This is a genomic window from Allobosea sp. WAO (genome assembly GCF_001509835.1).
Lineage (GTDB): Bacteria > Pseudomonadota > Alphaproteobacteria > Rhizobiales > Beijerinckiaceae > Allobosea.
In genome coordinates this window covers 283,718-303,903 of the sequence record NZ_JXTJ01000004.1, presented here as the reverse complement: position 1 = coordinate 303,903, position 20,186 = coordinate 283,718, and the positions used below count along the sequence as shown (strand labels likewise).

21 protein-coding genes are annotated in these 20,186 nt (G+C 67.4%); 4 read left to right on the top strand and 17 right to left on the bottom strand.

Annotation, left to right across the window (positions count from 1 at the left end; all coding sequences use genetic code 11):
• Window positions 1–7: 7 nt before the first annotated feature.
• From DK26_RS05950 to gltX, 3 genes are all read right to left on the bottom strand, one after another.
• Window positions 8–1,006 carry a tripartite tricarboxylate transporter substrate binding protein gene (locus DK26_RS05950; protein ID WP_066469342.1) on the bottom strand — a complete coding sequence of 333 codons (999 nt, stop codon included), beginning with the start codon at window positions 1,004–1,006 and terminating at the stop codon, window positions 8–10.
• A 143-nt stretch (window positions 1,007–1,149) separates the two neighbouring features.
• Window positions 1,150–2,439 (bottom strand): citrate synthase, encoded by a 1,290-nt coding sequence (gene gltA / locus DK26_RS05945; protein WP_066469341.1) that lies wholly within the window; start codon window positions 2,437–2,439, stop codon window positions 1,150–1,152.
• Between the two features lie 310 nt (window positions 2,440–2,749).
• The gene (gltX, locus tag DK26_RS05940) at window positions 2,750–4,168 is read right to left on the bottom strand and encodes a glutamate--tRNA ligase (RefSeq protein ID WP_066469337.1); all 1,419 of its coding nucleotides are present in this window, start codon (window positions 4,166–4,168) and stop codon (window positions 2,750–2,752) included.
• Between the two features lie 275 nt (window positions 4,169–4,443).
• Between gltX and DK26_RS05935 the strand changes: the two genes are divergently transcribed.
• Window positions 4,444–6,582 carry a ComEC/Rec2 family competence protein gene (locus tag DK26_RS05935; RefSeq protein ID WP_066469336.1) on the top strand — a complete coding sequence of 713 codons (2,139 nt, stop codon included), beginning with the start codon at window positions 4,444–4,446 and terminating at the stop codon, window positions 6,580–6,582.
• On the opposite strand, the gene lexA is transcribed toward DK26_RS05935, so the two are convergent.
• Window positions 6,576–7,310: a transcriptional repressor LexA gene (gene lexA / locus DK26_RS05930; RefSeq protein ID WP_066470163.1), complete on the bottom strand. Its 735-nt coding sequence runs from the start codon at window positions 7,308–7,310 to the stop codon at window positions 6,576–6,578. The two genes, DK26_RS05935 and lexA, sit on opposite strands and share 7 nt — an antisense overlap.
• Before the next feature lie 210 nt (window positions 7,311–7,520).
• On the opposite strand from lexA, the gene DK26_RS05925 reads away from it, so the two are divergent.
• Entirely contained in the window at window positions 7,521–7,847 is a 327-nt protein-coding gene (locus tag DK26_RS05925; RefSeq protein WP_184231665.1) for a hypothetical protein, read from the top strand.
• Between the two features lie 8 nt (window positions 7,848–7,855).
• On the opposite strand, the gene glp is transcribed toward DK26_RS05925, so the two are convergent.
• The 9 genes from glp to DK26_RS05880 form a co-directional block, all read right to left on the bottom strand.
• Entirely contained in the window at window positions 7,856–9,067 is a 1,212-nt protein-coding gene (glp, locus tag DK26_RS05920; RefSeq protein WP_066469332.1) for a gephyrin-like molybdotransferase Glp, read from the bottom strand.
• A complete protein-coding gene (gene moaC, locus DK26_RS05915) occupies window positions 9,064–9,552 on the bottom strand; it encodes a cyclic pyranopterin monophosphate synthase MoaC (RefSeq protein ID WP_066469331.1) in 489 nt (162 codons plus the stop codon). Before moaC ends, glp begins: the two co-directional genes overlap by 4 nt.
• A complete protein-coding gene (gene trpC / locus DK26_RS05910) occupies window positions 9,549–10,361 on the bottom strand; it encodes an indole-3-glycerol phosphate synthase TrpC (protein WP_066469330.1) in 813 nt (270 codons plus the stop codon). The genes moaC and trpC overlap by 4 nt, the downstream gene beginning before the upstream one ends.
• 7 nt (window positions 10,362–10,368) lie before the next feature.
• Window positions 10,369–11,382 (bottom strand): anthranilate phosphoribosyltransferase, encoded by a 1,014-nt coding sequence (gene trpD / locus DK26_RS05905; protein WP_066469329.1) that lies wholly within the window; start codon window positions 11,380–11,382, stop codon window positions 10,369–10,371.
• Window positions 11,383–11,396: 14 nt separating this feature from the next.
• Window positions 11,397–12,014 carry an aminodeoxychorismate/anthranilate synthase component II gene (locus tag DK26_RS05900; RefSeq protein ID WP_066469326.1) on the bottom strand — a complete coding sequence of 206 codons (618 nt, stop codon included), beginning with the start codon at window positions 12,012–12,014 and terminating at the stop codon, window positions 11,397–11,399.
• Between the two features lie 143 nt (window positions 12,015–12,157).
• Window positions 12,158–12,688, bottom strand: coding sequence for a DUF1579 domain-containing protein (locus tag DK26_RS05895; protein WP_248309876.1), 531 nt, complete (start codon window positions 12,686–12,688; stop codon window positions 12,158–12,160).
• Window positions 12,689–12,792: 104 nt separating this feature from the next.
• On the bottom strand, window positions 12,793–13,212 hold the full coding sequence (locus DK26_RS05890; protein ID WP_066469324.1) for a DoxX family protein: 420 nt from the start codon (window positions 13,210–13,212) through the stop codon (window positions 12,793–12,795).
• A 109-nt stretch (window positions 13,213–13,321) separates the two neighbouring features.
• The gene (locus DK26_RS05885; protein ID WP_066469322.1) at window positions 13,322–13,747 is read right to left on the bottom strand and encodes a VOC family protein; all 426 of its coding nucleotides are present in this window, start codon (window positions 13,745–13,747) and stop codon (window positions 13,322–13,324) included.
• Window positions 13,748–13,889: 142 nt separating this feature from the next.
• Window positions 13,890–14,306 carry a VOC family protein gene (locus tag DK26_RS05880; protein WP_066469321.1) on the bottom strand — a complete coding sequence of 139 codons (417 nt, stop codon included), beginning with the start codon at window positions 14,304–14,306 and terminating at the stop codon, window positions 13,890–13,892.
• Window positions 14,307–14,411: 105 nt separating this feature from the next.
• On the opposite strand from DK26_RS05880, the gene DK26_RS05875 reads away from it, so the two are divergent.
• Window positions 14,412–14,921 carry a MarR family transcriptional regulator gene (locus DK26_RS05875; RefSeq protein ID WP_066469319.1) on the top strand — a complete coding sequence of 170 codons (510 nt, stop codon included), beginning with the start codon at window positions 14,412–14,414 and terminating at the stop codon, window positions 14,919–14,921.
• 91 nt (window positions 14,922–15,012) lie between these two features.
• Here the strand turns inward: DK26_RS05875 and DK26_RS05870 are convergent, their stop codons facing one another.
• From DK26_RS05870 to DK26_RS05855, 4 genes are all read right to left on the bottom strand, one after another.
• On the bottom strand, window positions 15,013–16,275 hold the full coding sequence (locus tag DK26_RS05870) for an RNA polymerase sigma factor (protein ID WP_066469317.1): 1,263 nt from the start codon (window positions 16,273–16,275) through the stop codon (window positions 15,013–15,015).
• Window positions 16,276–16,277: 2 nt separating this feature from the next.
• Window positions 16,278–16,643: a YciI family protein gene (locus tag DK26_RS05865; protein WP_066469316.1), complete on the bottom strand. Its 366-nt coding sequence runs from the start codon at window positions 16,641–16,643 to the stop codon at window positions 16,278–16,280.
• A 221-nt stretch (window positions 16,644–16,864) separates the two neighbouring features.
• Window positions 16,865–17,899 (bottom strand): aldo/keto reductase, encoded by a 1,035-nt coding sequence (locus tag DK26_RS05860; RefSeq protein WP_066469314.1) that lies wholly within the window; start codon window positions 17,897–17,899, stop codon window positions 16,865–16,867.
• A 34-nt stretch (window positions 17,900–17,933) separates the two neighbouring features.
• Entirely contained in the window at window positions 17,934–19,124 is a 1,191-nt protein-coding gene (locus DK26_RS05855) for an MFS transporter (protein WP_066469313.1), read from the bottom strand.
• Window positions 19,125–19,226: 102 nt separating this feature from the next.
• Between DK26_RS05855 and DK26_RS05850 the strand changes: the two genes are divergently transcribed.
• Window positions 19,227–20,141 carry a LysR family transcriptional regulator gene (locus DK26_RS05850; RefSeq protein WP_066469312.1) on the top strand — a complete coding sequence of 305 codons (915 nt, stop codon included), beginning with the start codon at window positions 19,227–19,229 and terminating at the stop codon, window positions 20,139–20,141.
• Window positions 20,142–20,186: the final 45 nt, after the last annotated feature.

Below are 20,186 nucleotides of genomic sequence, written 5' to 3'. Positions count from 1 at the left end.
CGCCGCGCTATTCGAGGGCGGCGCCCGAGGCCTTGGCGATCGGCGCCCATTTCGCGAGCTCCGCCTTGACGTGCTCGCCCAGGGCTTCCGGGGTCGAGCCGACGATCACCGCGCTGACATCCTCCAGGCGCTGCTTCACGGTCGGATCGGTAAGCGAACTGTTCGCCGCGGCATTGATCTTGTCGACGACCGCCTTTGGCATGTTGGCGGGGCCGAAGAGCGCGTTCCAGGTATAGGTCTCGTAGCCCGCAAGGCCGCCTTCGGCGATCGTCGGCAGATCCGGGAAGGACGAAACCCGCTCCTTGGTGGTCACGCCGATCGCGCGCAGCTGCCCGGTGCGGATGAACTGGGCCGAGGAGGGCAGGTTGTCGAACATGATCGGCACCGCGCCGGAGACGACATCGTTCAGCGCCGGCCCGGCGCCGCGATAAGGCACATGGTTCATGCTGACGCCGCCGAGAGACTTGAAGAGCTCTCCCGAGAGGTGCAGCGGCGTGCCGACGCCGGACGAGGCGTAGGAGTATTTGCCTGGGTTGTCCTTCAGGACCTTCAGGACCTCCTGGACGGTCTTGGCCGGGAAGCTCGGATGCACCACCATCACATTAGGCACCACTGCCAGCAGCGAGATCGGAGTGAAATCCTTGACCGCGTCGAAGGTCACCGTCTTCAGGATGGCGGGGTTCAGCGCGTGGGTCGAGATCGTGCCCATCAGCAGCGTGTAGCCGTCCGGTGCTGCGCGTGCGACCGCCGTCGACCCGATATTGCCGCCGGCGCCAGCGCGGTTGTCGATCACCACGGATTGGCCGAGCAGCTCGCCCATCTTCTGGCCGACCAGGCGCGCGACGATGTCGGTCGAGCCGCCGGCGGCGAAGGGTACGATCAGGGTGATTGGCCGGGTCGGAAAGTTGGCTTGGGCATGAGACGGGGCGACGAGCCCGCCGGCGAGCGGAAGTGCCGAGGCGCCGACGAGGAAGCTGCGGCGGCTCAGATCGGTTGGACGAGGCATTATTCAAACCCTCCTGGACGTTGTAGCCGACTGTAGCGCGTCGAGGCCGCGCGTCACGATCAGGCTTAAGTTCAATCCCTGGAAACAATGAGGCCGCGGCGGTTTCCCGTCGCGGCCTCAAAAGGCTTTGAATGGCGTGCGGCTCAGCGGCGGCCGATCGGCGCGTAGTCGCGCTTCGGCGCGCCGGTGTAGAGCTGGCGCGGACGGCCGATGCGCTGGGACGGATCCTCGATCATTTCCTTCCACTGCGCGATCCAGCCAACGGAGCGCGCCAGCGCGAACAGCGCCGTGAACATCGAGGTCGGGAAGCCCATCGCCTTGAGGGTGATGCCCGAATAGAAGTCGATGTTCGGATAGAGCTTCTTCTCGATGAAGTAGCTGTCGGAGAGGGCGATCCGCTCCAGCTCCATCGCGACATCGAGCAGCGGGTCGTCCTTGATGCCGAGCTCGTTCAGCACCTCATGCGTGGTCTTCTGCATGATCTTGGCGCGCGGATCGTAGTTCTTGTAGACGCGATGCCCGAAGCCCATCAGGCGGAAGGGATCGTTCTTGTCCTTCGCCTTGGCGATGTATTTCGGGATGTTGTCGACCGAGCCGATCTCCTCGAGCATCTTGAGGGCCGCCTCGTTGGCGCCGCCATGGGCGGGCCCCCACAGGCAGGCGATGCCGGCCGCGATGCAGGCGAAGGGATTGGCGCCGGAGGAGCCGGCGAGACGCACGGTCGAGGTCGAAGCGTTCTGCTCGTGGTCGGCGTGCAGGATGAAGATGCGGTCCAGGGCGCGCGCCAGCACCGGGTTGACCTTGTACTCCTCGGCCGGGACCGCAAAGCACATGCGCAGGAAGTTCGAGCTGTAGTCCAGCGAGTTCAGCGGATACACGAAGGGCTGGCCGATCGTGTACTTGTAGGCCATCGCCGCCAGCGTCGGCATCTTGGCGATCATCCGCATCGAGGCGATCATGCGCTGCTGCGGGTCCGAGATGTCGGTCGAGTCGTGGTAGAAGGCCGACATGGCGCCGACCGAGGCGACCAGAACCGCCATCGGATGCGCATCGCGGCGGAAGCCCTGGAAGAAGCGGGCCATCTGCTCGTGCACCATGGTGTGGCGCGTGACGCGATAGTCGAAATCGGCCTTCTGGGCCGCGGTCGGCAGATCGCCGTACAGCAGCAGGTAGCAGGTCTCGAGGAAGTCGCCATGCTCGGCGAGCTGCTCGATCGGGTAACCACGATAGAGCAGCACGCCCTCGTCGCCGTCGATATAGGTGATCTGCGACTCGCAGCTCGCCGTCGAGGTGAAGCCGGGATCGTAGGTGAACATCCCGGTCTGGGCGTAGAGCTTGCTGATGTCGATGACCGAAGGCCCGATCGATCCAGTCTTGACCGGCATGTCGACGGTCTTGCCGTCAACATTCAACTGACTCGTGGTTCCGCTCATGGATGCCGATCCTTTCAGGCTCGATCTCAAATCATCTCAGCGGCCGAATGTCGTTCCGACCGATCACTGGTCATCAGGCGCCGTCCGAAGCTCCGCAATGCCGGCTCCATGACGGAATGTGAGGGTGCCGCTGCGGCGAGGAAGCGTTCATCAGACTGATTTTGAAGCATTTTTGGCGGCTGCTGTTCCGGGGAGGGAGCAGCCGCCACGCCGCGTTGCTAGACCATTTCCGGGAGGGGTTCAACAGAGAGCGACATGGCCACGGCTGTTCCCTCCCGCACTGCGGCATTGCCGCCTGCGCCGGTCCGGCTCAGGCGACGTCGGAGAGCCGCGCCAGAACCTCCTCGCGCCCGAGCACGGCCATCACGTCGAACAGCCCCGGCGAGGTGGTGCGGCCGGTAAGGGCGGCACGTAGCGGCTGCGCCACCTGGCCGAGCTTGACGCCGCTAGTCTCGGCGAATTCACGCACGGCGGCTTCGAGTGCCGGGGTTTCCCACTCCGGCAGTGCCGCCAGCTTTTCCGCGAGCTTCGGCATCCGCTCGCGCGCCGCGTCGTCGAGCAGCGCGGCCGCCTTGGGCTCGAGGGCCAACGGACGCTGGGCATAGAGATAGAAGGCGCTGTCCAGCAGTTCGACTAAAGTCTTGGCGCGTTCCTTCAGCCCGGGCATGGCGGCCAGGAAGCGGCTTTCGAGTGCCGCGTCGAGCTTTGCCGGCACCCCGCGGGCCGGGCCGATCTCGGGCAGGATCGCCTTGAGAGCCTCCAGCAGCTCGCGGTCGTCCGACTGGCGCATGTAGAGCCCGTTCAGGTTCTCCAGCTTGGCATAGTCGAAGCGCGCCGGAGAGCGCCCGATCGAGGACAGGTTGAACAGCGCCGTCATCTCCTCGGTCGAGAAGATCTCCTGGTCGCCATGGCTCCAGCCGAGGCGCAGCAGGTAGTTGCGCAAGGCGGCCGGCAGATAGCCCATGGCGCGGTAGGCATCGACCCCGAGCGCGCCATGGCGCTTGGAGAGCTTGGCTCCGTCGGCGCCGTGAATGAGCGGGATGTGCGACATGCTGGGAACCTTCCAGCCCATCGCCTGGTAGATCTGCGTCTGCCGTGCCGCATTGGTGAGGTGGTCGTCGCCCCGGATGACATGGGTGACGCCCATGTCGTGGTCGTCGACGACCACGGCGAGCATATAGGTCGGGTTGCCGTCGGAGCGGAGCAGGACGAGGTCGTCGAGATTTTCGTTCTGCCAGACGACGCGGCCCTGGACCTCGTCCTCGACCACGGTCTCGCCGGTCTGGTCGGCCCGCAGGCGGATCACCGGCTTGACGCCGGCCGGCGCCGTCGCGGGATCGCGGTCGCGCCAGCGCCCATCATAGCGCATCGGCCGGCCTTCGGCCTTGGCCTTCTCGCGCATCTCGTCGAGTTCCTGCGGCGTCGCATAGCAATGGTAGGCGCGACCGGCGGCGAGCATCTGCTCGGCGACCTCGCGATGGCGGGCTGCGCGCTGGAACTGGTAGACGGTCTGGCCATCCCAATCGAGGCCGAGCCAGGACAGCCCGTCGAGGATCGCGGCGATCGCGGCATCGGTCGAACGTTCGCGATCGGTATCCTCGATACGCAGCAGCATCCTGCCACCATGGCGGCGGGCGTAGAGCCAATTGAACAGGGCGGTGCGGGCGCCGCCGATATGGAGGAATCCGGTAGGCGACGGCGCAAAGCGCGTGACGACCTCATCGCTCATGAAAGAAGGACTCCGACGGAACGGGCGAAGGGAGGGCGAGGGCCGGCTCACAGGCGGTCTCGGCCGGGGCTGACAACCGGCGCGGTCGCTGTAACATGGCTTTGCGGCCGCCGTTAAGCGCCTTCCTGCGCCGGCGGCGAAAGGGAGGCCGATTGCTCTCCGTTCCGCCCGGGCGTCGCCGCAAGGCCGTTGGGGCTGTCCTTGCCTTGCAGGGCGGGGCAGGGTGGACGCGTCGGCTGTCGCAGAGCCCGGCCTGGGACCCCGCGAGCTGGCGCATGCGCTTCGGCGCCATGCTCGAAACCGAGATCGAACGGCGCCGTCTCTTCAACTGGCTTCCCGCGCCGCTCGGGCTCGGCGTCATCCTGTATTTCCTCGCCGATCGCGAGCCGGGCCTGGCCGCGCCGCTGCTCGGCTTCGCGCTGTCGGCGCTCGCGGCGCTGCTGCTGCGCCGGAAGCGGCGCGCCATGGCGATCTGCGTGGCGCTCGCCGCTCTCTTCGCTGGCTTCGCCGCTGGAGCCTGGCGCACGGCGAGCATCGCTGCGCCAGCGCTCGCCCGCCTCCACGTCGGCAAGGTCACCGGCTTCGTCGAGGCGCTGGAGCAGCGTGAGAAGGGCGTCCGGCTTGTCGTGCTGGTCACCGACATGCCGGGCGTCGACCCGCAGCAGAGGCCGCGTCGGATCCGTGTCAGCACGGTCGCGACGACGCTGAAGCCGGGCGATCACATCGTTGCGACCGCTCGGCTTCTGCCACCGCCCGGCCCGGCGCGTCCCGGCGGCTACGATTTTGCCCGCGACGCTTTCTTCCGCGGCATCGGCGCGGTCGGCAGCATCGCCGGCAAGGTCGCGCTGGCCCCGGCACCGGTGCCGCCGTCGCGGCAGCTCGCCTGGAGCGTCGCCATCGACCAGGCCCGCAATGCGCTGACCGAGCGCATCGCCACGATCGGCGGCGGGCAGGCAGGCGCGATGGCGGCCGCGCTGGTCACCGGCAAGCGCGGTCTGATCACCGAGACGACGAATGACGATCTGCGCGCCGCCGGCATCTACCACATCGTCTCGATCTCGGGCTTGCACATGGTTCTGGCGGCCGGGACGATCTTCTGGCTGGCGCGGGCGTTGCTGGCGCTATCGCCCGCCATTGCGCTCGTCTGGCCGGTCAAGAAGCTCGCCGCGCTCGCCGCCATGCTGGGTGCCACCGCCTATTGCGTCTTCTCGGGCGCCGAGGTCGCGACCGTGCGCTCGCTGATCATGACACTGGTGATGCTCGGCGCCATCCTGGTCGACCGGCCGGCCCTCAGTATGCGCAATCTCGCTTTGGCCGCGATCATCGTCTTGCTGCGCGAACCGGAAGCGCTGCTCGGGCCGAGCTTTCAGATGTCCTTTGGCGCGGTCGCCGCGCTGATCGCCTTCGCCGAGCGTTGGCAGGAGCGCCCGCCGGATGCGGCCGCCGCCAGCTGGCCCTGGCCGTTAAGGCCGCTCTGGCTCTCGGCCGTCGGCATCATCGTCACCACCTTGCTGGCGACGGCCGCCACCGCGCCCTTCGGCGTCTATCACTTCCAGACCTTCAACCCGTTCGGCCTGCTCGGCAACGCGCTCGCCTTGCCTTTCGTGTCGCTCATCGTCATGCCGGCCGCGGTCTTCGGCGTGCTGGCCTATCCGTTCGGGCTCGACTGGCCGGCCTGGGCGTTGATGGGCTGGGCTTCCGGCCTCGTCCTGCGGCTCGCCCACTGGGTTGCCGGGATCGAGCGCTCGACGGTGGTGCTGCCGGCCTTCGACGCTGCGGCGCTCGCCCTATTCGCGCTGGCGCTGCTCTGGCTGACTTTGTGGACGACCGCGCTGCGCTTCCTGGCGGCGCTGCCGCTCTGCGCCGGCCTGGCGCTCGCCTCGGACCCGACGCGGCCCGACATCCTGATCGAGCGCGACGGCTCCGGTATCCTGGTGCGTGGCGCTGAAGGACGGCTCGTCCTCGCGGGCAAGCCGAGCCGTTTCGTCCTGGCGCAATGGCTCCATGCCGACGGGGATTCCCGCTCCCCGGATGATCCCGCCTTGCGGGAAGGCGCCGCCTGCGATGCGCGCGGCTGCGTGATCCGCCTCAGGGATGGCCGCAGCGTCGCCTATACCCGGGACCGCGTTGCCATCGTCGAAGACTGCCAGCGCGCCGACCTCGTCGTCACGCCGCTCCACGCCAACGGCACCTGCACCGCCCGGCTGATCGACCGGGCAGCACTCACCCGCGATGGAGCGACGGCGCTAGGCCCTTCGCGCGGCAACAGCTGGCGCGCCTACACCGCCGAGGACGCAACGCGCCTGCGCCCCTGGACCCGTGCCCGGCCCGCCGCGTCTTCCTCATCGGAGCCGGCACGTGCGCCCGCGAACGCGTCGACCGAGCAGGCGGAGGAAAGCGGGCTACTTCAGTAGCGCCGCATCAGATTGACGAGCCGGCCCTGGATCTTGACGCGGTCCGGGCCGAGGACGCGGGTCTCATAGGCGGGGTTGGCCGCCTCGAGCGCGATCGAGGAACCGCGCTTGCGCAGCCGCTTCAGCGTCGCCTCCTCATCGTCGATCAGGGCGACGATGATGTCGCCGGTATTGGCGGTGTCCTGCTTGCGGATGACGACGGTATCGCCGTCGAGGATACCAGCCTCGATCATCGAATCGCCGCGGACCTCGAGCGCGTAGTGCTCGCCGCCGCCGAGCATGTCGGCCGGCATGGAGACGCTATGGCTGCGGTCCTGGATCGCCGAGATCGGCGTGCCGGCAGCGATGCGGCCCATGACGGGAATCGAGACGGTCGAGCGCCCGTTCTCCTCGGTGCCCGCCGGGCGCGGCTTGGCGAGGTTGGCTGCCGGTGCGGGCGGCGGTGTCTGTCCGAGGCCACCCTGGACGACCGAGGGGCTGAAGCGCCCACGCTGCGACTGCGGTCCGCCGATTCCGTCCGGCATCTTGATCACTTCGAGCGCGCGGGCACGGTTCGGCAGCCGGCGAATGAAGCCGCGCTCCTCCAGTGCCATGATCAGCCGGTGGATGCCGGATTTGGAGCGCAAGTCGAGCGCGTCCTTCATCTCGTCGAACGAAGGCGGCACGCCGGATTCACGCAGCCGTTCGTGGATAAAGCGGAGCAGTTCGAACTGTTTGCGTGTCAGCATGATCTTGCCGCCCCAGCCTTTCGCATCGGAATCGAAACAAAGCGCGAACAACATACCTGTTCGCCTTGTGTTCCGCAAGAGAGGTCTACGGCTCGTATTGGCAGGCGCGAAAGCCTCCCTTCTTCTTGCAAGTGAAGATTTCAGAGCAGAGGGCACCGAGACGGGACGGAGGCGGAAATGGCGGTCAGGTTGACGATTCTGAGCGGGATCATGACCATCGCGGCGGCCGGCGTGGCGAGTGCCGCCGAACTGCCGATCCGCGGCGAGTTCGGCGATCCCGCGCAGCAGGGCTGCAGATGGCTCAAGGAAGGAACCGAGGGCGCCTATGTCGGCTTCAACCGCGGCGGCCGCACCGGCGAGGCCGGCGAGGGCGGTTGTCAGTTCAGCCGGATCGAGCGCGTCTCCGCCAATGAATACCGGCTGAACGGAACCTGCTTCAGCATCGACGGGCCGAAGCGCCGTGCCAGCCGGACGCTCAAGGTCGTCTCGAACGATGAAGTCGTCTATGGCGGCACGCGCTATCGACGCTGCCGCTGACCCGCCAGTCAGCGCAGCCGGATGATCCGGCAGGGATCGCCCGCCTTGGCCGGCTCGGCGAAGACCGGCCGGATCACCAGCGCCTCGGCCCGGGCGAGGTTCGCCAGCATCGAGGAATCCTGCTTGGGGAAGGGCTTTATCCGGCGCTCGCCCGCCTCGGTCACGAAGGTCGAGCGCAGATAGTCCTGGCGCTCGTCATTCGCCGGCAGGTCGACGGCGAGGATCGCGGGCTCGCCGCGGTCGCGCTCCGGCTCGGCCATGCCGAGCAGGGCCTCGATCAGCGGCGTGACGAAGAGGTGTCCGCAGACGATCGAGGAGACCGGGTTGCCCGGCAGGCCAAGCGCGACCATCGGGCCGAGCCTGCCCATCATCATCGGCTTGCCCGGCCGCATCGCGATCTTCCAGAAGCCGAGATCCATGCCCTGGGCCTTGAGCGCAGCCTGGACGAGGTCATGCGCGCCGACGGAGGCGCCGCCGAGCGTGATCAGCACATCGGCATTCGCCGCCTTCGCCGCCTCGATGCGGGCCGCAAGGTCGGGATGGTTGTCGCGGGCGATGCCGAGATCGAGCGCCGTGCCGCCCGCCTGCTCGACCAGCGCGGCCAACGCATAGCTGTTCGAGGCGACGATCTGGTCGGGGCCGACCGGCTCGCCCGGCAGGACGAGCTCGTCGCCGGTGGCGAGGATCGCGACCACGGGCTTGCGGCGAACCGGAAGCTCCGGATGCCCCATCGCGGCGGCAAGACCGAGCGCCGCGCTGTCGAGCCGGCGGCCGGCCGCGAGCAGGACTTCGCCATTGCTGAAATCGAGCCCGGCGGCACGAACGAACTGACCCTTGTTCGCAGCCTTGGTGACGCGGATCACCGGGCCGTCGACGCCTTCCGCATGCTCCTGGATCAGGATGGCATCAGTGCCCTCCGGCAGCGGCGCGCCGGTGAAGATGCGGACCGCCTCGCCCGGCGCCACGGAGCCGGCAAAGCCGCGGCCGGCGGCGGATTCGCCGATCACCCGCAATTCCTTGCCGGGCTGGAGGTCATTGGCGCGGGCGGCATAGCCGTCCATGGCCGAATTGGCGAAAGGCGGCTGGGTGCGCAGCGCCGCGACATCGGCCGCCAGCACCCGGCCGGCGCAGCGCGCCAGCGGCAGCGTTTCGGCGCCGGTGGTTCCGGGAGCGCTGTCGAGCAGCGCGCGCAGCGCGACGGCAACCGGTGTCAGGCTCATCTCTGCCCTTCCGCAACTTCGTAGGCGCCGGACTTGCCGCCGGATTTGTGGACGAGCTGGATAGCTTCGATATGCATGCCGCGATCGACCGCCTTGACCATGTCGTAGACCGTCAGGCAGGCGACGCTGACGGCGGTCAGCGCTTCCATCTCGACGCCGGTCTTGCCGGTGAGGCGCACCTCGGCCCGCACGCGCACGCCGGGCAGGGCCTCGTCGATGGTAAGATCGACCGCGATCTTGGTCAGCAGCAAGGGGTGGCAGAGCGGGATCAGCTCATGCGCGCGCTTGGCTGCCATGATCCCGGCGAGGCGCGCGGTGCCGAGCACGTCGCCCTTCTTGGCTTCACCGGCGCGCACGATCGCAAGCGTTTCCGCCTGCATCACGACGCTGCCTTCGGCGACGGCGATCCGGGCGGATTCCGCCTTGTCGCCGACATCGACCATATGAGCCTGGCCCTGGCTGTCGAGATGCGAAAGCCGGCTCACGCCGCCGCCTCCGCCGTCTTTCCGGTCAGGAGTTGGCGGGTCGCACCGGCGACATCCTGCTGGCGCATCAGGCTCTCGCCGACGAGGAAGGTGTTGACGCCGCAGCCCTGCAGCCGGGTGATATCGGCATGGCTGAATATGCCGCTCTCGCCGACGAGATGCCGGTCGGTCGGCACCAGCGGTGCGAGGCGTTCGGTCACGACGAGGCTGACCTCAAAGCTGCGCAGATCGCGGTTGTTGATGCCGACGAGGCGGGTGTCGAGCTTCAGCGCTCGCTCAAGCTCGGCTTCGTCATGGATCTCCGCCAGCACCGCCATGCCGAGCGCCTTGGCGGTATTGGTCAGTTCGCGGGCCGCAGCATCGTCGACCGAGGCCATGATCACAAGGATGCAGTCGGCACCCCAGCTGCGTGCCTCGAAGACCTGATAGGGCTCGAACATGAAATCCTTGCGCAGGCCCGGCAGACCGGAGGCCTCGCGCGCCTGCGCCAGATATTCCGGCTGGCCCTGGAAGGAGGGTGTGTCGGTCAGCACCGAAAGGCAGGCGGCGCCGCCTTCGGCATAGGCCTTCGCCAGCGCCGGCGGGTCGAAATCCGGCCGGATCAGGCCCTTGGACGGGCTCGCCTTCTTGATCTCGGCGATCAGCGCCGGCAGTCCGGCCTCGCGCTTGGCTTCGAGCGCGCCGAGGAAGTCGCGCGCCGGCGGCATGGCGGCGGCGCGGCGCTCGATCTCGGGCTGCGGCACGGCGCTGCGTGCCGCCGCGATCTCCTCGCGCTTATAGGCTTCGATCCGCTTCAGGATGTCTGACATGGCGGCCTCAGGCGTTCGAGCTTGAGACGAGCGCGGCGAGCACCCCCTTGGCCTTACCGCTGTCGAGCGCCTGATAGGCCTGCGAGAGGCCGCCGCCGAGCGTGCCGGCCTTGCCAGCGACGACCAAAGCTGCGGCGGCGTTGAAGGCGGCGATGTCGCGGAAGGCGCTCTTCTTGCCGTCGAGCACGTCCTGCAAGGCTCTTGCGTTCTGCTCCGGTTCGCCGCCGCGCAGATCCTCGGGCTTCGCCCGGGCGATGCCGACATCCTCGGGAGAGATCGAGAAACTCTCGATCTTGCCGTCCTTCAGCGCGACGACGCGGGTCGGACCAGTGGTGGTGATCTCGTCGAGCCCGTCCGAGCCGTGCACGGCCCAGATCGACTGCGAGCCGAGCGAGGCGAGCACCTTGACCATCGGCTCGAGCCAGGTCTCGGAGAAGGCCCCGACCAGCTGCTTCTTCACGCCGGCCGGGTTGGAGAGCGGGCCGACGAGGTTGAAGATCGTGCGGGTGCCGAGTTCGGTGCGCACCGGTGCGACATGGCGCATCGAGGCGTGATGGGCCGGCGCGAACATGAAGCCGACGCCGGCGTCGCGGATGCTGCGTTCGATCCCGGCCGGCTCCAGGCCGACCTTTACGCCGAGCGCCGTCAGGACGTCGGCGGCGCCGGAGCGCGAGGACGCCGCGCGGTTGCCATGCTTGGCGACCGGCACGCCGCAGGCGGCGGTGATGATCGAGGCCAGCGTCGAGACATTGTATGAACCGGACGCATCGCCGCCGGTGCCGACTATGTCGATCGCATCCGCGGGGGCGGAGACCGTGAGCATGCGGGCGCGCATCGCGCTGACGGCGCCGGCGATCTCGTCGGTGCTCTCGCCGCGCACGCGCAGCGCCATCAGGAAGGCGGCGGCCTGGGCGTTGGTGACGCCGCCCGAAAGCATGGTCTCGAAGGCGTCTCTAGCCTCCTCGCGCGAAAGCGAGGCGCCGGTCGCGACCTTGGCGATGAAGGGCTTGAAGTCTTCCATGGGAACTCGATCGATCAGGCTGTCGCGGAAAGGGCGGCGGAGTCGGACGCAGCCGACCATCGTTCGGCGAGATCGAGGAAATTGCGCAGGATCGTCGCGCCATGCTCCGAAGCGATGCTTTCCGGATGGAACTGCACGCCATGCACCGGAAGCTCGCGATGCGAGAGCGCCATGATCATGCCGTCACCGGATTCCGCCTCGATCGAAAGGACCTCCGGGCAGGTCTCGCGCTTCACCACCAACGAATGGTAGCGCGTCGCCTCGAGCGGCCCATTTATCCCGTGGAACAGGCCGCGCGCACTATGGGTCACGGTCGAGACCTTGCCGTGCATCGGCAGCGGCGCACGCACGACCTCGCCGCCGAAGACCTGGCCGATCGTCTGCAGGCCGAGGCAGACGCCGAACATCGGCACCTTGCCGGCGCCTTCGCGCACGAGGTCGAGGCAGATGCCGGCTTCGGTCGGCGTGCACGGGCCGGGCGAAAGCACGATCGCGCCGTGGCCGCCGGAAAGCGCCTCCGCGACCGTCAGCGAGTCGTTGCGGCGAACTTCGACCTCGGCTCCGAGCCCGCCGATCAGGTGGACCAGGTTCCAGGTGAAGCTGTCGTAATTGTCGATCAGCAGGATGCGCATCGCCGTCCGGGGCCGTCCCCACCCGTTGTCATTGCGATTGCACATGGCCCCGAACGCGCGTGCGGGTCAAGCACGAGGGCGCGGAGCCGGCCGGCCCGCGCCCTCGTTCAATGGTTGCCGCAGCTGCGTGTGATGCCTTGGCGCTACCGCTTGCGGCGATAATGCGCGGTCATGAAGCTGTGCCACGTCCCGTCCGGGCCCTGCGCCTGCGATGACAGGGTATGGTGGTCGTCGCTCTTGATCTCGAGGATGTCCTGATACTTCGCGGTCTTGCCCGGCGTGGTGAAGTCGGGGCCTTCCGTGTCGAGGGTGAGGATCTTGCCGGAAGCGTCGAGCTTGCCGGAGTAGACCCACTGATTGGACATCATCGAGCCTATGAAGCTGCCGACGAACGCGCCCTTCAAGGCATCGTAGCCGAGGGTCAACCGGGTCTGCGCGGGTGAGCCGTCCGGCATCTTGCCCTCGCCGTCGCCGACGATCCAGAGGCCGCCGAACGAGGTCGTCCGATGCGTCCCGCTCGATTTCATCGCCGGCTGGTCCGGGCCCATCAGGCAATCGGCCTCATAGGTCCATTCGCCGACGAGCTTGTGCAGCCATTCATGCTCCTGCTGCGGCTTGGCCGGCATGCATCCGGAAAAGTCCTGCGTCTTTTCGGCTTCAACAATGTTGGACATGGCGTGTTCCTCCTGTGTTGGCGCCTCCGAGAAGGCTTGCTGAAGAAGGTGCGACGGCTTCCCGTCAGTTTGCGACAGGATAGGGGCGCGTATTTGGCGAGCGGTCAGATTTCTGCACGCAAGGGGATCAGGCGGCGCAGCCTCTCATCGCGCAGGTACAGCCCGCCCCAGGCGATCAGGCCGAGATAGAGGCCGAAGAAGAGATGGCTGAAGAGCGGGCTGCCGACCCGCAGATGTGTTGCCATGGCGCCGCCGAGCAGCCCGGTGAGCAGGATCGCGCCGAGAATGCTGGTCCGCGGCAGCGCGTAGAGCAGAGCGATTGCCAGGGTCATCACGCCGAGCCCGCGTGCCAGCTCCGGCGAAGCGGAATAGCCGAGCTGTTGCATCGTCTCGGTCACCACCGAGAGAGGTGCGAGCTTGATGCCACCGTCGAAGATAAGGAAGGCAATGACCAGCCCGCTCATCACGCGGCCGATCCAAAGCGTCACGGGTGGAGAAGCGGTGATTTGGATTTCCGAGTGCATGGTTCTCTCCGGAACGGCATGGTTTGATCGGGCATGGCTTCGCCGGCCCGGCGCGCGGGGGCGGCCGGCGAGAGCTTCGTGAAACTGGCTTTGCGTGCCGGCGGGGCGCTTACTTGACCGCGGAGACCAGCGCCCAGAGGAAGCCGAACGGGTCGCGATACTGGCCGTAGCGGTCGCCCCAGAACATTACCTCGACCGGGGTGACGACCTCCATGCCGGCCTCGACGCCGCGCTTCCACCAGAAGTCGATATCGTCGACGCGCAGGGTCATCGTGCAGCCCTGCGGCGCCTGCCAGGGGTAGCCGTACTCCGGATAGGGATCGCTCAACATCAGCGAGCCGCCATTGACGTAGAGGTGAATGTGCATGGTGCGGCCCTTGTCGTCGACCGGCTGGCGGGCGACTTCTTCGGCACCGAAGGCCTTCTGGTAGAATTCGGAGGCCTTCACCGCGCCATCGACGCTGATATAGGGCACGACGCCGCCGCGGGTTTCGGGCTGGGCTTCTGGCTTTTGGGCGGTTGCTGCTTGCGACATGGCGAAATTCCCTCTTTTGCTGCTGTTGGACGTTGGTTTCGTCTCTGCCGGCCGGGTTTTCCGGAGGCCTGACGCTAGGACGTTGACGACCTTCCGGTGCCGACAAAGGCCGTGAATTATTTTCCGAGGCCGGTCTCGGTGCTCACTCGGCTCCCTTGAGCTCGATCGCGTTGCCGTCGGGATCACGGATGTAGATCGCCTGGCCTTCGCCCTCGGCGCCGTAGCGCGAACCGGCAGCGACGATCGCGACGCCATGACGTGCCAGATGGGCGCGCAGGCCCTCTTCGTCGAAAGGCCTGATCCCGAGGCAGATATGATCGACATTACGCCCTTCCGCGCCCGGGGCGGCGCCGCCGGCACGGCCGAGCGGGCCGGCGATGTCAACGAGGTCGATCAACGAGCGGCCAGCGCGCAACTGCGCCAGCCCGAGCTCGTCCTGGCGGCGCTCGAGCGGACAGCCGAGCACGTCCTGGTAGAAGCGCAGCATGCGGGCGGGATCGCTGGTGCGGAACACCACATGGTCCAGCCCGGCTAGCGTGAATGGAATTTGTGCTGACATCGCTTCCTCCATTTATCTTGACGTCAAGATAAATGCGATAATGTCTTGACGTCAAGATATAGCCAGCGTTCTCCTGACAGGATTGGACAGGAGCAGGGGAACGGCATGGATGGTGCGGTTGGAGAGCGGCAGGACCATGTCGACCGGCTGCGGGCGCAATGGGCGCGCGAACTGCCCGACCTCGATACCAGCCCGATGGCGGTGATCGGCCGCGCCAGGCGGATCACCCTGCGGCTGCGGCCAGATATCGAGGCAGTCTTCGCCCGGCACGGTCTCGATGCCGGCGAGTTCGATGTGATCTCGACCCTGCTGCGTTCCGGCGAGCCCTGGCGGCTGACGCCGACCGAGCTCTACCAGACGCTCATGATTTCCTCCGGTGGCCTGACGGCGCGCCTCAATCGACTGGAGGCCGCTGGGCTGATCCGGCGCCGCGAGGCGCAGGAGGATCGGCGCAGCCTCTTGGTCGAGTTGACCGAAGCCGGGCGGACCAAGGCCGAGGCCGCCTTTCGCGAGGACATGGCGCTGGAGCACCGGCTGCTCGGCGGGCTGGACGCGGCAGAGCAGGCCGAGCTCGCCCGCCTGCTCACGCGGCTGGCACTAAGTCTCGATCGCTGATCTAAAGGGCGAGGATCGTACCTCAGTACATTGATTTGACGCGTGAATATGCGAGTGGCGTCTGCGCTGCACGGTCCGGCTAGATGTGGTGTCAGCCGGCGCTCGAGGTTTCGCTCTCTCGCATCAGCCGGTCGATATGTAGGCGGATATGGGCCGCCTCGCTGGCACTGTTCGCGAGCGCGATCGCCCGGTCGAAGGCGATCCGCGCCTCGCGACCGCGGCCGAGCTGCAGCAGCAGCCCGCCCTTCAGGCCGAAGAAGTGGAAGTAGCCGGCTAGCGACGCTTCCAACGGCTCGATGAAGGACAAGGCGGCTGCGGGCCCGCGCAGCTTGCCGACCGCGACGGCACGGTTTAGCGACACCACCGGCGAGGGCTGGACATGCTCCAACGTGGCGTAGAGCAGGTCGATCTGCGCCCAGTCGGTCTCCTCAGGCCGCACCGCACGGACATGAACGGCAGCGATCGCCGCCTGGAGTTGGTAAGGACCCGGGGATTGGTGGCGCATCGCCTTGTCGATCAAGGCCAGGCCTTCGGCGATCAGATGCCGGTCCCAGAGCGCCCGGTCCTGGTCGTCGAGCAGCACGATCGCGCCGCTATCGTCTAGGCGTGTCGCGGCGCGCGCATGCTGCAGCAGCATCAACGCCGCCAGGCCCATGATCTCCGGCTCTGTCGGGAACAGCCTGAGCAGCAGCCGGGCCAGGCGGATCGCCTCCTCGCTGAACGGCCGGCGACGATCGGCTTCCGCTCCCGAGGCGGAGTAGCCTTCGTTGAAGACGAGGTAGAGCATCGCCGCGACCGCCGCGAGCCGTTCGCCGCGCTCGACAGGGCCGGGCGCTTCGAATGGCACCTCGGCGGCGGCGATCCGCGCCTTGGCCCGGGTGATGCGCTGCTCCATCGCGCTTTCGCCGACGAGAAAGGCCCGCGCTATCTGCTTGGCGCTCAGCCCCGAGACGATGCGCAGGGCGAGCGCGACCTGCTGCGTCGCCGGCAGCTCCGGATGGCAGCAGATGAACAGCAACCGCAGGATGTCGTCGCGGTAGTGGGCCCCGTCGAGCCGCTCGGCGACATCGCTTTCTGCATCGCCGAGGTCGGAAATCCGGTCGTCCTGCGGCAACGGTTCCTGTTTCTTCTGTCGCCTGACCTGATCGAGCGCGACATTGCGGCCGACGAAGATCAGCCAGGCGGTTGGGTCGCGCGGCGGCCCGTTCTGCGGCCAGGTCTTGAGCGCCCTGAGGCAGGCCTCCTGATAGGCCTCCTCGGCGATGTCGAGATCGCGGAAATAGCGCAGCAATGCGCTGATCGCCTGGGGGCGGGCCGCAAGCAGCGCCGCATCGATCCAGGCGAGGTCGGCCATCTTCAGACTCCCGCCGGATAGTAGACCGCAAGCGGGCGAACCTCGAAGGCGCCGCCGGGATTGGCCTCGCCGAGCTCGCGCGCAATACCGAGCGCCTCGTCGAGATCGGCGACGTCGACGATGTAGAAGCCGAGGAACTGCTCCTTGGTCTCGGCGAAGGGGCCGTCGAGGATAAGCGGCGCGTCACGATCCTTGCGCAGGGTCGTTGCCGCCGTGGTCGGCAGCAGGCGCGCGACGGGGCCGAGCTTGCCTTCCTTGGCGATGCGCTGGCGGACCTTTTCGAGGCGGCCCATGACCTCCTCGTTCTGCTCCTTCGTCCAGGCCGTGACGACCTCTTCGGAATGATAGCAAAGGATGGCGTAGTGCATCGGCGGCTCCTCTCATGGCCAAGGACGTCTGGCCGGGCCCGCAGCCGACAGGCGGGAGCGCAAAAAATCAAGCCGCGTCGATGTTCCTCCAGACTATGTCGTCCCGGGCGACCGAAGGGAGACCCGGGATCCATGCCTGAACTTAGATCGGGAAGGCTCCGGCAGGGATCCCTGACCTCCGCTTCGCTGCGTCCGGGATGACGATGTGAGCGAAGAAGGAGCTAAACCACCGGCGGGTTGAGCCGGGCAAAGCCCTCCTGGCGATGATACGGGAAGGCCGGGTACGGCGGGACCGTAGCGCTCGCCTCGTCGAGCCGGGCGATCTGCTCCGGCGTCAGCGCCCAGCCGACGGCGCCGAGATTGTCGCGCAATTGCTGCTCGTTGCGGGCGCCGATGATCACCGAGGCGACGGTCGGACGCTGCAGCAGCCAGTTGATCGCGATCTGCGGAACCGTCTTGCCGGTCTCCTCCGCGAGCTCGTCGAGCACGTCGACGATGGCATAGAGCTTCTCATCGTCGACCGGCGGGCCGAAATCGGCGGTCTGGTGCAGGCGGCTGCCCTCCGGGAGAGGCTGGCCGCGGCGGATCTTGCCGGTCAGGCGGCCCCAGCCAAGCGGACTCCAGACGAGGGCGCCGACACCCTGGTCGAGGCCGAGCGGCATCAGGTCGAACTCGTAGTCGCGGCCGACCAGCGAATAGTAGACTTGATGCGCGACATAGCGCGGGAACCCGTGCCTCTCGGCGAGGGCCAGCGACTTCATCAGCTGCCAACCGGCGAAGTTTGAAACGCCGACCTGGCGGATCTTGCCGGCGCGAACCAGCGCATCGAGCGTCGACAGCACCTCCTCGATCGGCGTGAAGGCGTCGAAGGCATGGAGCTGGAGCAGATCGATATGGTCAGTGCCGAGCCGGCGTAGCGCGGCTTCGGTGCCGTCGATCAGCCGGCTGCGCGAGGAGCCGGCATCGTTGGGACCATCGCCCATCGGCAGGCTCATCTTGGTGGAGATCAGGACCTTGTCGCGCCGGCCCTTGATCGCGGCGCCAAGGACCTCCTCGGAGGCGCCGTTCGAGTAGACATCGGCGGTGTCGAACAGGTTGACCCCAGCCTCGAGACAGATGTCGACGAGGCGGGTCGCTTCCTTGGCGTCGCTGGTACCCCAGTTGCCGAAGAGCGGGCCCTGGCCGCCGAAGGTACCCGCGCCGAAGCTCAGGGCGGGAACCTTGAGGCCGGAGCGGCCGAGATATCTGTAGTCCATGGTTGAATTCCTTATGCGAGGTCTTTGATAACGCTTACTGCGGGCAGGATACGGGAGCGGTCTGCAGCGCCGCCTGCGGGCGCTTGTCGAGGCGCAGGCTGATCACGGCCAGGATCAGGCTCGCCAGCGGCACGATGGCGGCAACCCAGGTCACGGCGGCGAGCCCCGGCCCATGCTCGATGGTGACGCCGCCGAGCCAGGCACCGAAGGCATTGCCGAGGTTGAAGGCGGCGATGTTGAGGCTGGAAGCGAGATTACGCCCGGCCGGTCCGGCCTTGTCGAGCACGCGCATCTGCAGCGGGGCGACCGTGGCGAAGGCGGCGGCGCCGATCAGGCCGACGAAGATCGTCACGGCGACAGGCGAGTGCAGTGTCGCTGTCATCGCGAAGAGCACGATGGCGAGGCTCGCCGTGGTCGCAAGCAGGGCGACGGGCAGATTGCGGTCGGCGAGCTTGCCGCCCAGCATGTTACCGACGAGCAGGCCGAGGCCGAAGAGCAGCAGGATCGGCGAGACGGCCTCCTGCGAGAAGCCAGTGATCTCGACGAGGATCGGCTGGATATAGGTGAAGACCGCGAAAACGCCGCCGAAGCCGAGCACGGTCATGGCGAGGCCGAGCAGCACCTGCGGGTCGGCGAGGGTTGCAAGCTCGTCGCGCAGCGGCGCGACCTCGACCTTGCCCTTGTCGGCCGGAACGAAACGGGCGAGCACCAGCATGGCGACGACACCGATCACGGCGATGGTCCAGAAGGTGGCGCGCCAGCCGAAATGCAGGCCGAGCCAGGCGCCGGCGGGGACGCCGAGAAGGGTCGCGATGGTGAGTCCGGTGAACATCACGGCAATGGCCGAAGCCTTCTTGTCCTCCGGGACGAGGCTGGTCGCGACGACCGAGCCGACGCCGAAGAAGGTGCCGTGCGCCAGCGAGGTGACGATGCGCGCCGCCATCAAGAGGCCGTAGCTCGGGGCGAGCGCACAGGCGATGTTGCCGAGGGTGAAGATCGCCATCAGCAGAATCAGCACCTGCTTGCGCGGTAGCTTGCGGGTGGCGAGGGTCAGGATGGGCGCACCGACGAAGACGCCGAGCGCATAACCGGAGATCAGCAGGCCGGTCATCGCCACCGAGACCTGGAGGTCGCTGGCGACCTGCAACAACAGACCCATGATGACGAATTCGGTGGTGCCGATGCCGAAGGCACCGGCGGTGAGGGCGTAGACGGCAATGGGCATGGGAGGCTCCGCGCCAAGCGAGACTGGAGCCAGCCAGATGGTGCAATGCAACGATTTGAACTAGGATGCTGCCCGTAACATCACTTGTGACTTGAATTCATCATGGCAGCTCTACTCAGCAACCGCTCCGGTGAGATGGAAGTGTTCTCTGCCGTGGTCGAGCGCGGCGGCTTCTCAGCCGCGGCCAAGCTCTTCGGCATGACGCCGTCGGCGGTCAGCAAGCTGGTGACGCGGCTGGAAGCTAGGCTCGGCGCGCGGCTGATCAATCGCTCGACGCGCAAGCTGCAACTGACGGCGGAGGGGCAGGCCTTCCACCAGCGCTGCCTCACCATTCTCTCGGACATCGCCGAAGCCGAGGGTGAGGTGGCAGCGGGGCGGGCGCCGCGCGGGCGGGTGCGGGTCAACGCCAATGTCGCCTTCGGCAACCAAATTCTGCTGCCGCTGCTGCCGGCCTTCCTGGCCGAGCATTCGGAGCTTTCCATCGACCTCGTCCTGACCGACCAGGTCGTCGATCTCCTGGAGGAGCGGGCCGATATCGCGATCCGGGTCGCGCCCGGCCCCTTGCGCGGCAACCAATTGATGGCGCGCAAGATCGGCGAGAGCAGGGTCGCGGTCGTCGCTTCGCCCGACTATCTCTCGCGCCATGGCACGCCGAAGACGCCGGCCGAGCTCGAGAAACACAATCTCATCGGCTTCAATTTCGCCCGCTCGGTCGAGGGCTGGCCATTTCGCGTCGATGGCGGGCTGATCTCGATCGCCGCGGTCGGCAACACCCTGGTTGGGGACGGCGAGATCGCGCGCCAACTCGCGGTCGCCGGCATCGGGCTCGCCCGGCTCGGGCGCTTCCATGTCGAGGCGGAGATCGCCGCGGGCCGGCTCGTCACGGTGCTGGACCACTTCAACCCCGGCGACATCGAGGTCATTCACGCCGTCTATCTCGGGCAGGGCGGCTTCGTGCCGGCGCGGATGCGCGCCTTCATCGATTTCCTGACGCGGAATGTGAAGATTCGAGCCTGAGCGCATCTGCGATCATTCCGGGGTGGGCCGAAGGCCTGAGCCCGG

Bases quoted from the DNA above. Each gene is read 5' to 3' on its own strand.
- DK26_RS05950 (WP_066469342.1), bottom strand. From the start codon at position 1,006: ATGCCTCGTCCAACCGATCTGAGCCGCCGCAGCTTCCTCGTCGGCGCC.
- gltA (WP_066469341.1), bottom strand. From the start codon at position 2,439: ATGAGCGGAACCACGAGTCAGTTGAATGTTGACGGCAAGACCGTCGAC.
- gltX (WP_066469337.1), bottom strand. From the start codon at position 4,168: ATGAGCGATGAGGTCGTCACGCGCTTTGCGCCGTCGCCTACCGGATTC.
- DK26_RS05935 (WP_066469336.1), top strand. From the start codon at position 4,444: ATGCGCTTCGGCGCCATGCTCGAAACCGAGATCGAACGGCGCCGTCTC.
- lexA (WP_066470163.1), bottom strand. From the start codon at position 7,310: ATGCTGACACGCAAACAGTTCGAACTGCTCCGCTTTATCCACGAACGG.
- DK26_RS05925 (WP_184231665.1), top strand. From the start codon at position 7,521: ATGACCATCGCGGCGGCCGGCGTGGCGAGTGCCGCCGAACTGCCGATC.
- glp (WP_066469332.1), bottom strand. From the start codon at position 9,067: ATGAGCCTGACACCGGTTGCCGTCGCGCTGCGCGCGCTGCTCGACAGC.
- trpC (WP_066469330.1), bottom strand. From the start codon at position 10,361: ATGTCAGACATCCTGAAGCGGATCGAAGCCTATAAGCGCGAGGAGATC.
- trpD (WP_066469329.1), bottom strand. From the start codon at position 11,382: ATGGAAGACTTCAAGCCCTTCATCGCCAAGGTCGCGACCGGCGCCTCG.
- DK26_RS05900 (WP_066469326.1), bottom strand. From the start codon at position 12,014: ATGCGCATCCTGCTGATCGACAATTACGACAGCTTCACCTGGAACCTG.
- DK26_RS05895 (WP_248309876.1), bottom strand. From the start codon at position 12,688: ATGTCCAACATTGTTGAAGCCGAAAAGACGCAGGACTTTTCCGGATGC.
- DK26_RS05890 (WP_066469324.1), bottom strand. From the start codon at position 13,212: ATGCACTCGGAAATCCAAATCACCGCTTCTCCACCCGTGACGCTTTGG.
- DK26_RS05885 (WP_066469322.1), bottom strand. From the start codon at position 13,747: ATGTCGCAAGCAGCAACCGCCCAAAAGCCAGAAGCCCAGCCCGAAACC.
- DK26_RS05880 (WP_066469321.1), bottom strand. From the start codon at position 14,306: ATGTCAGCACAAATTCCATTCACGCTAGCCGGGCTGGACCATGTGGTG.
- DK26_RS05875 (WP_066469319.1), top strand. From the start codon at position 14,412: ATGGATGGTGCGGTTGGAGAGCGGCAGGACCATGTCGACCGGCTGCGG.
- DK26_RS05870 (WP_066469317.1), bottom strand. From the start codon at position 16,275: ATGGCCGACCTCGCCTGGATCGATGCGGCGCTGCTTGCGGCCCGCCCC.
- DK26_RS05865 (WP_066469316.1), bottom strand. From the start codon at position 16,643: ATGCACTACGCCATCCTTTGCTATCATTCCGAAGAGGTCGTCACGGCC.
- DK26_RS05860 (WP_066469314.1), bottom strand. From the start codon at position 17,899: ATGGACTACAGATATCTCGGCCGCTCCGGCCTCAAGGTTCCCGCCCTG.
- DK26_RS05855 (WP_066469313.1), bottom strand. From the start codon at position 19,124: ATGCCCATTGCCGTCTACGCCCTCACCGCCGGTGCCTTCGGCATCGGC.
- DK26_RS05850 (WP_066469312.1), top strand. From the start codon at position 19,227: ATGGCAGCTCTACTCAGCAACCGCTCCGGTGAGATGGAAGTGTTCTCT.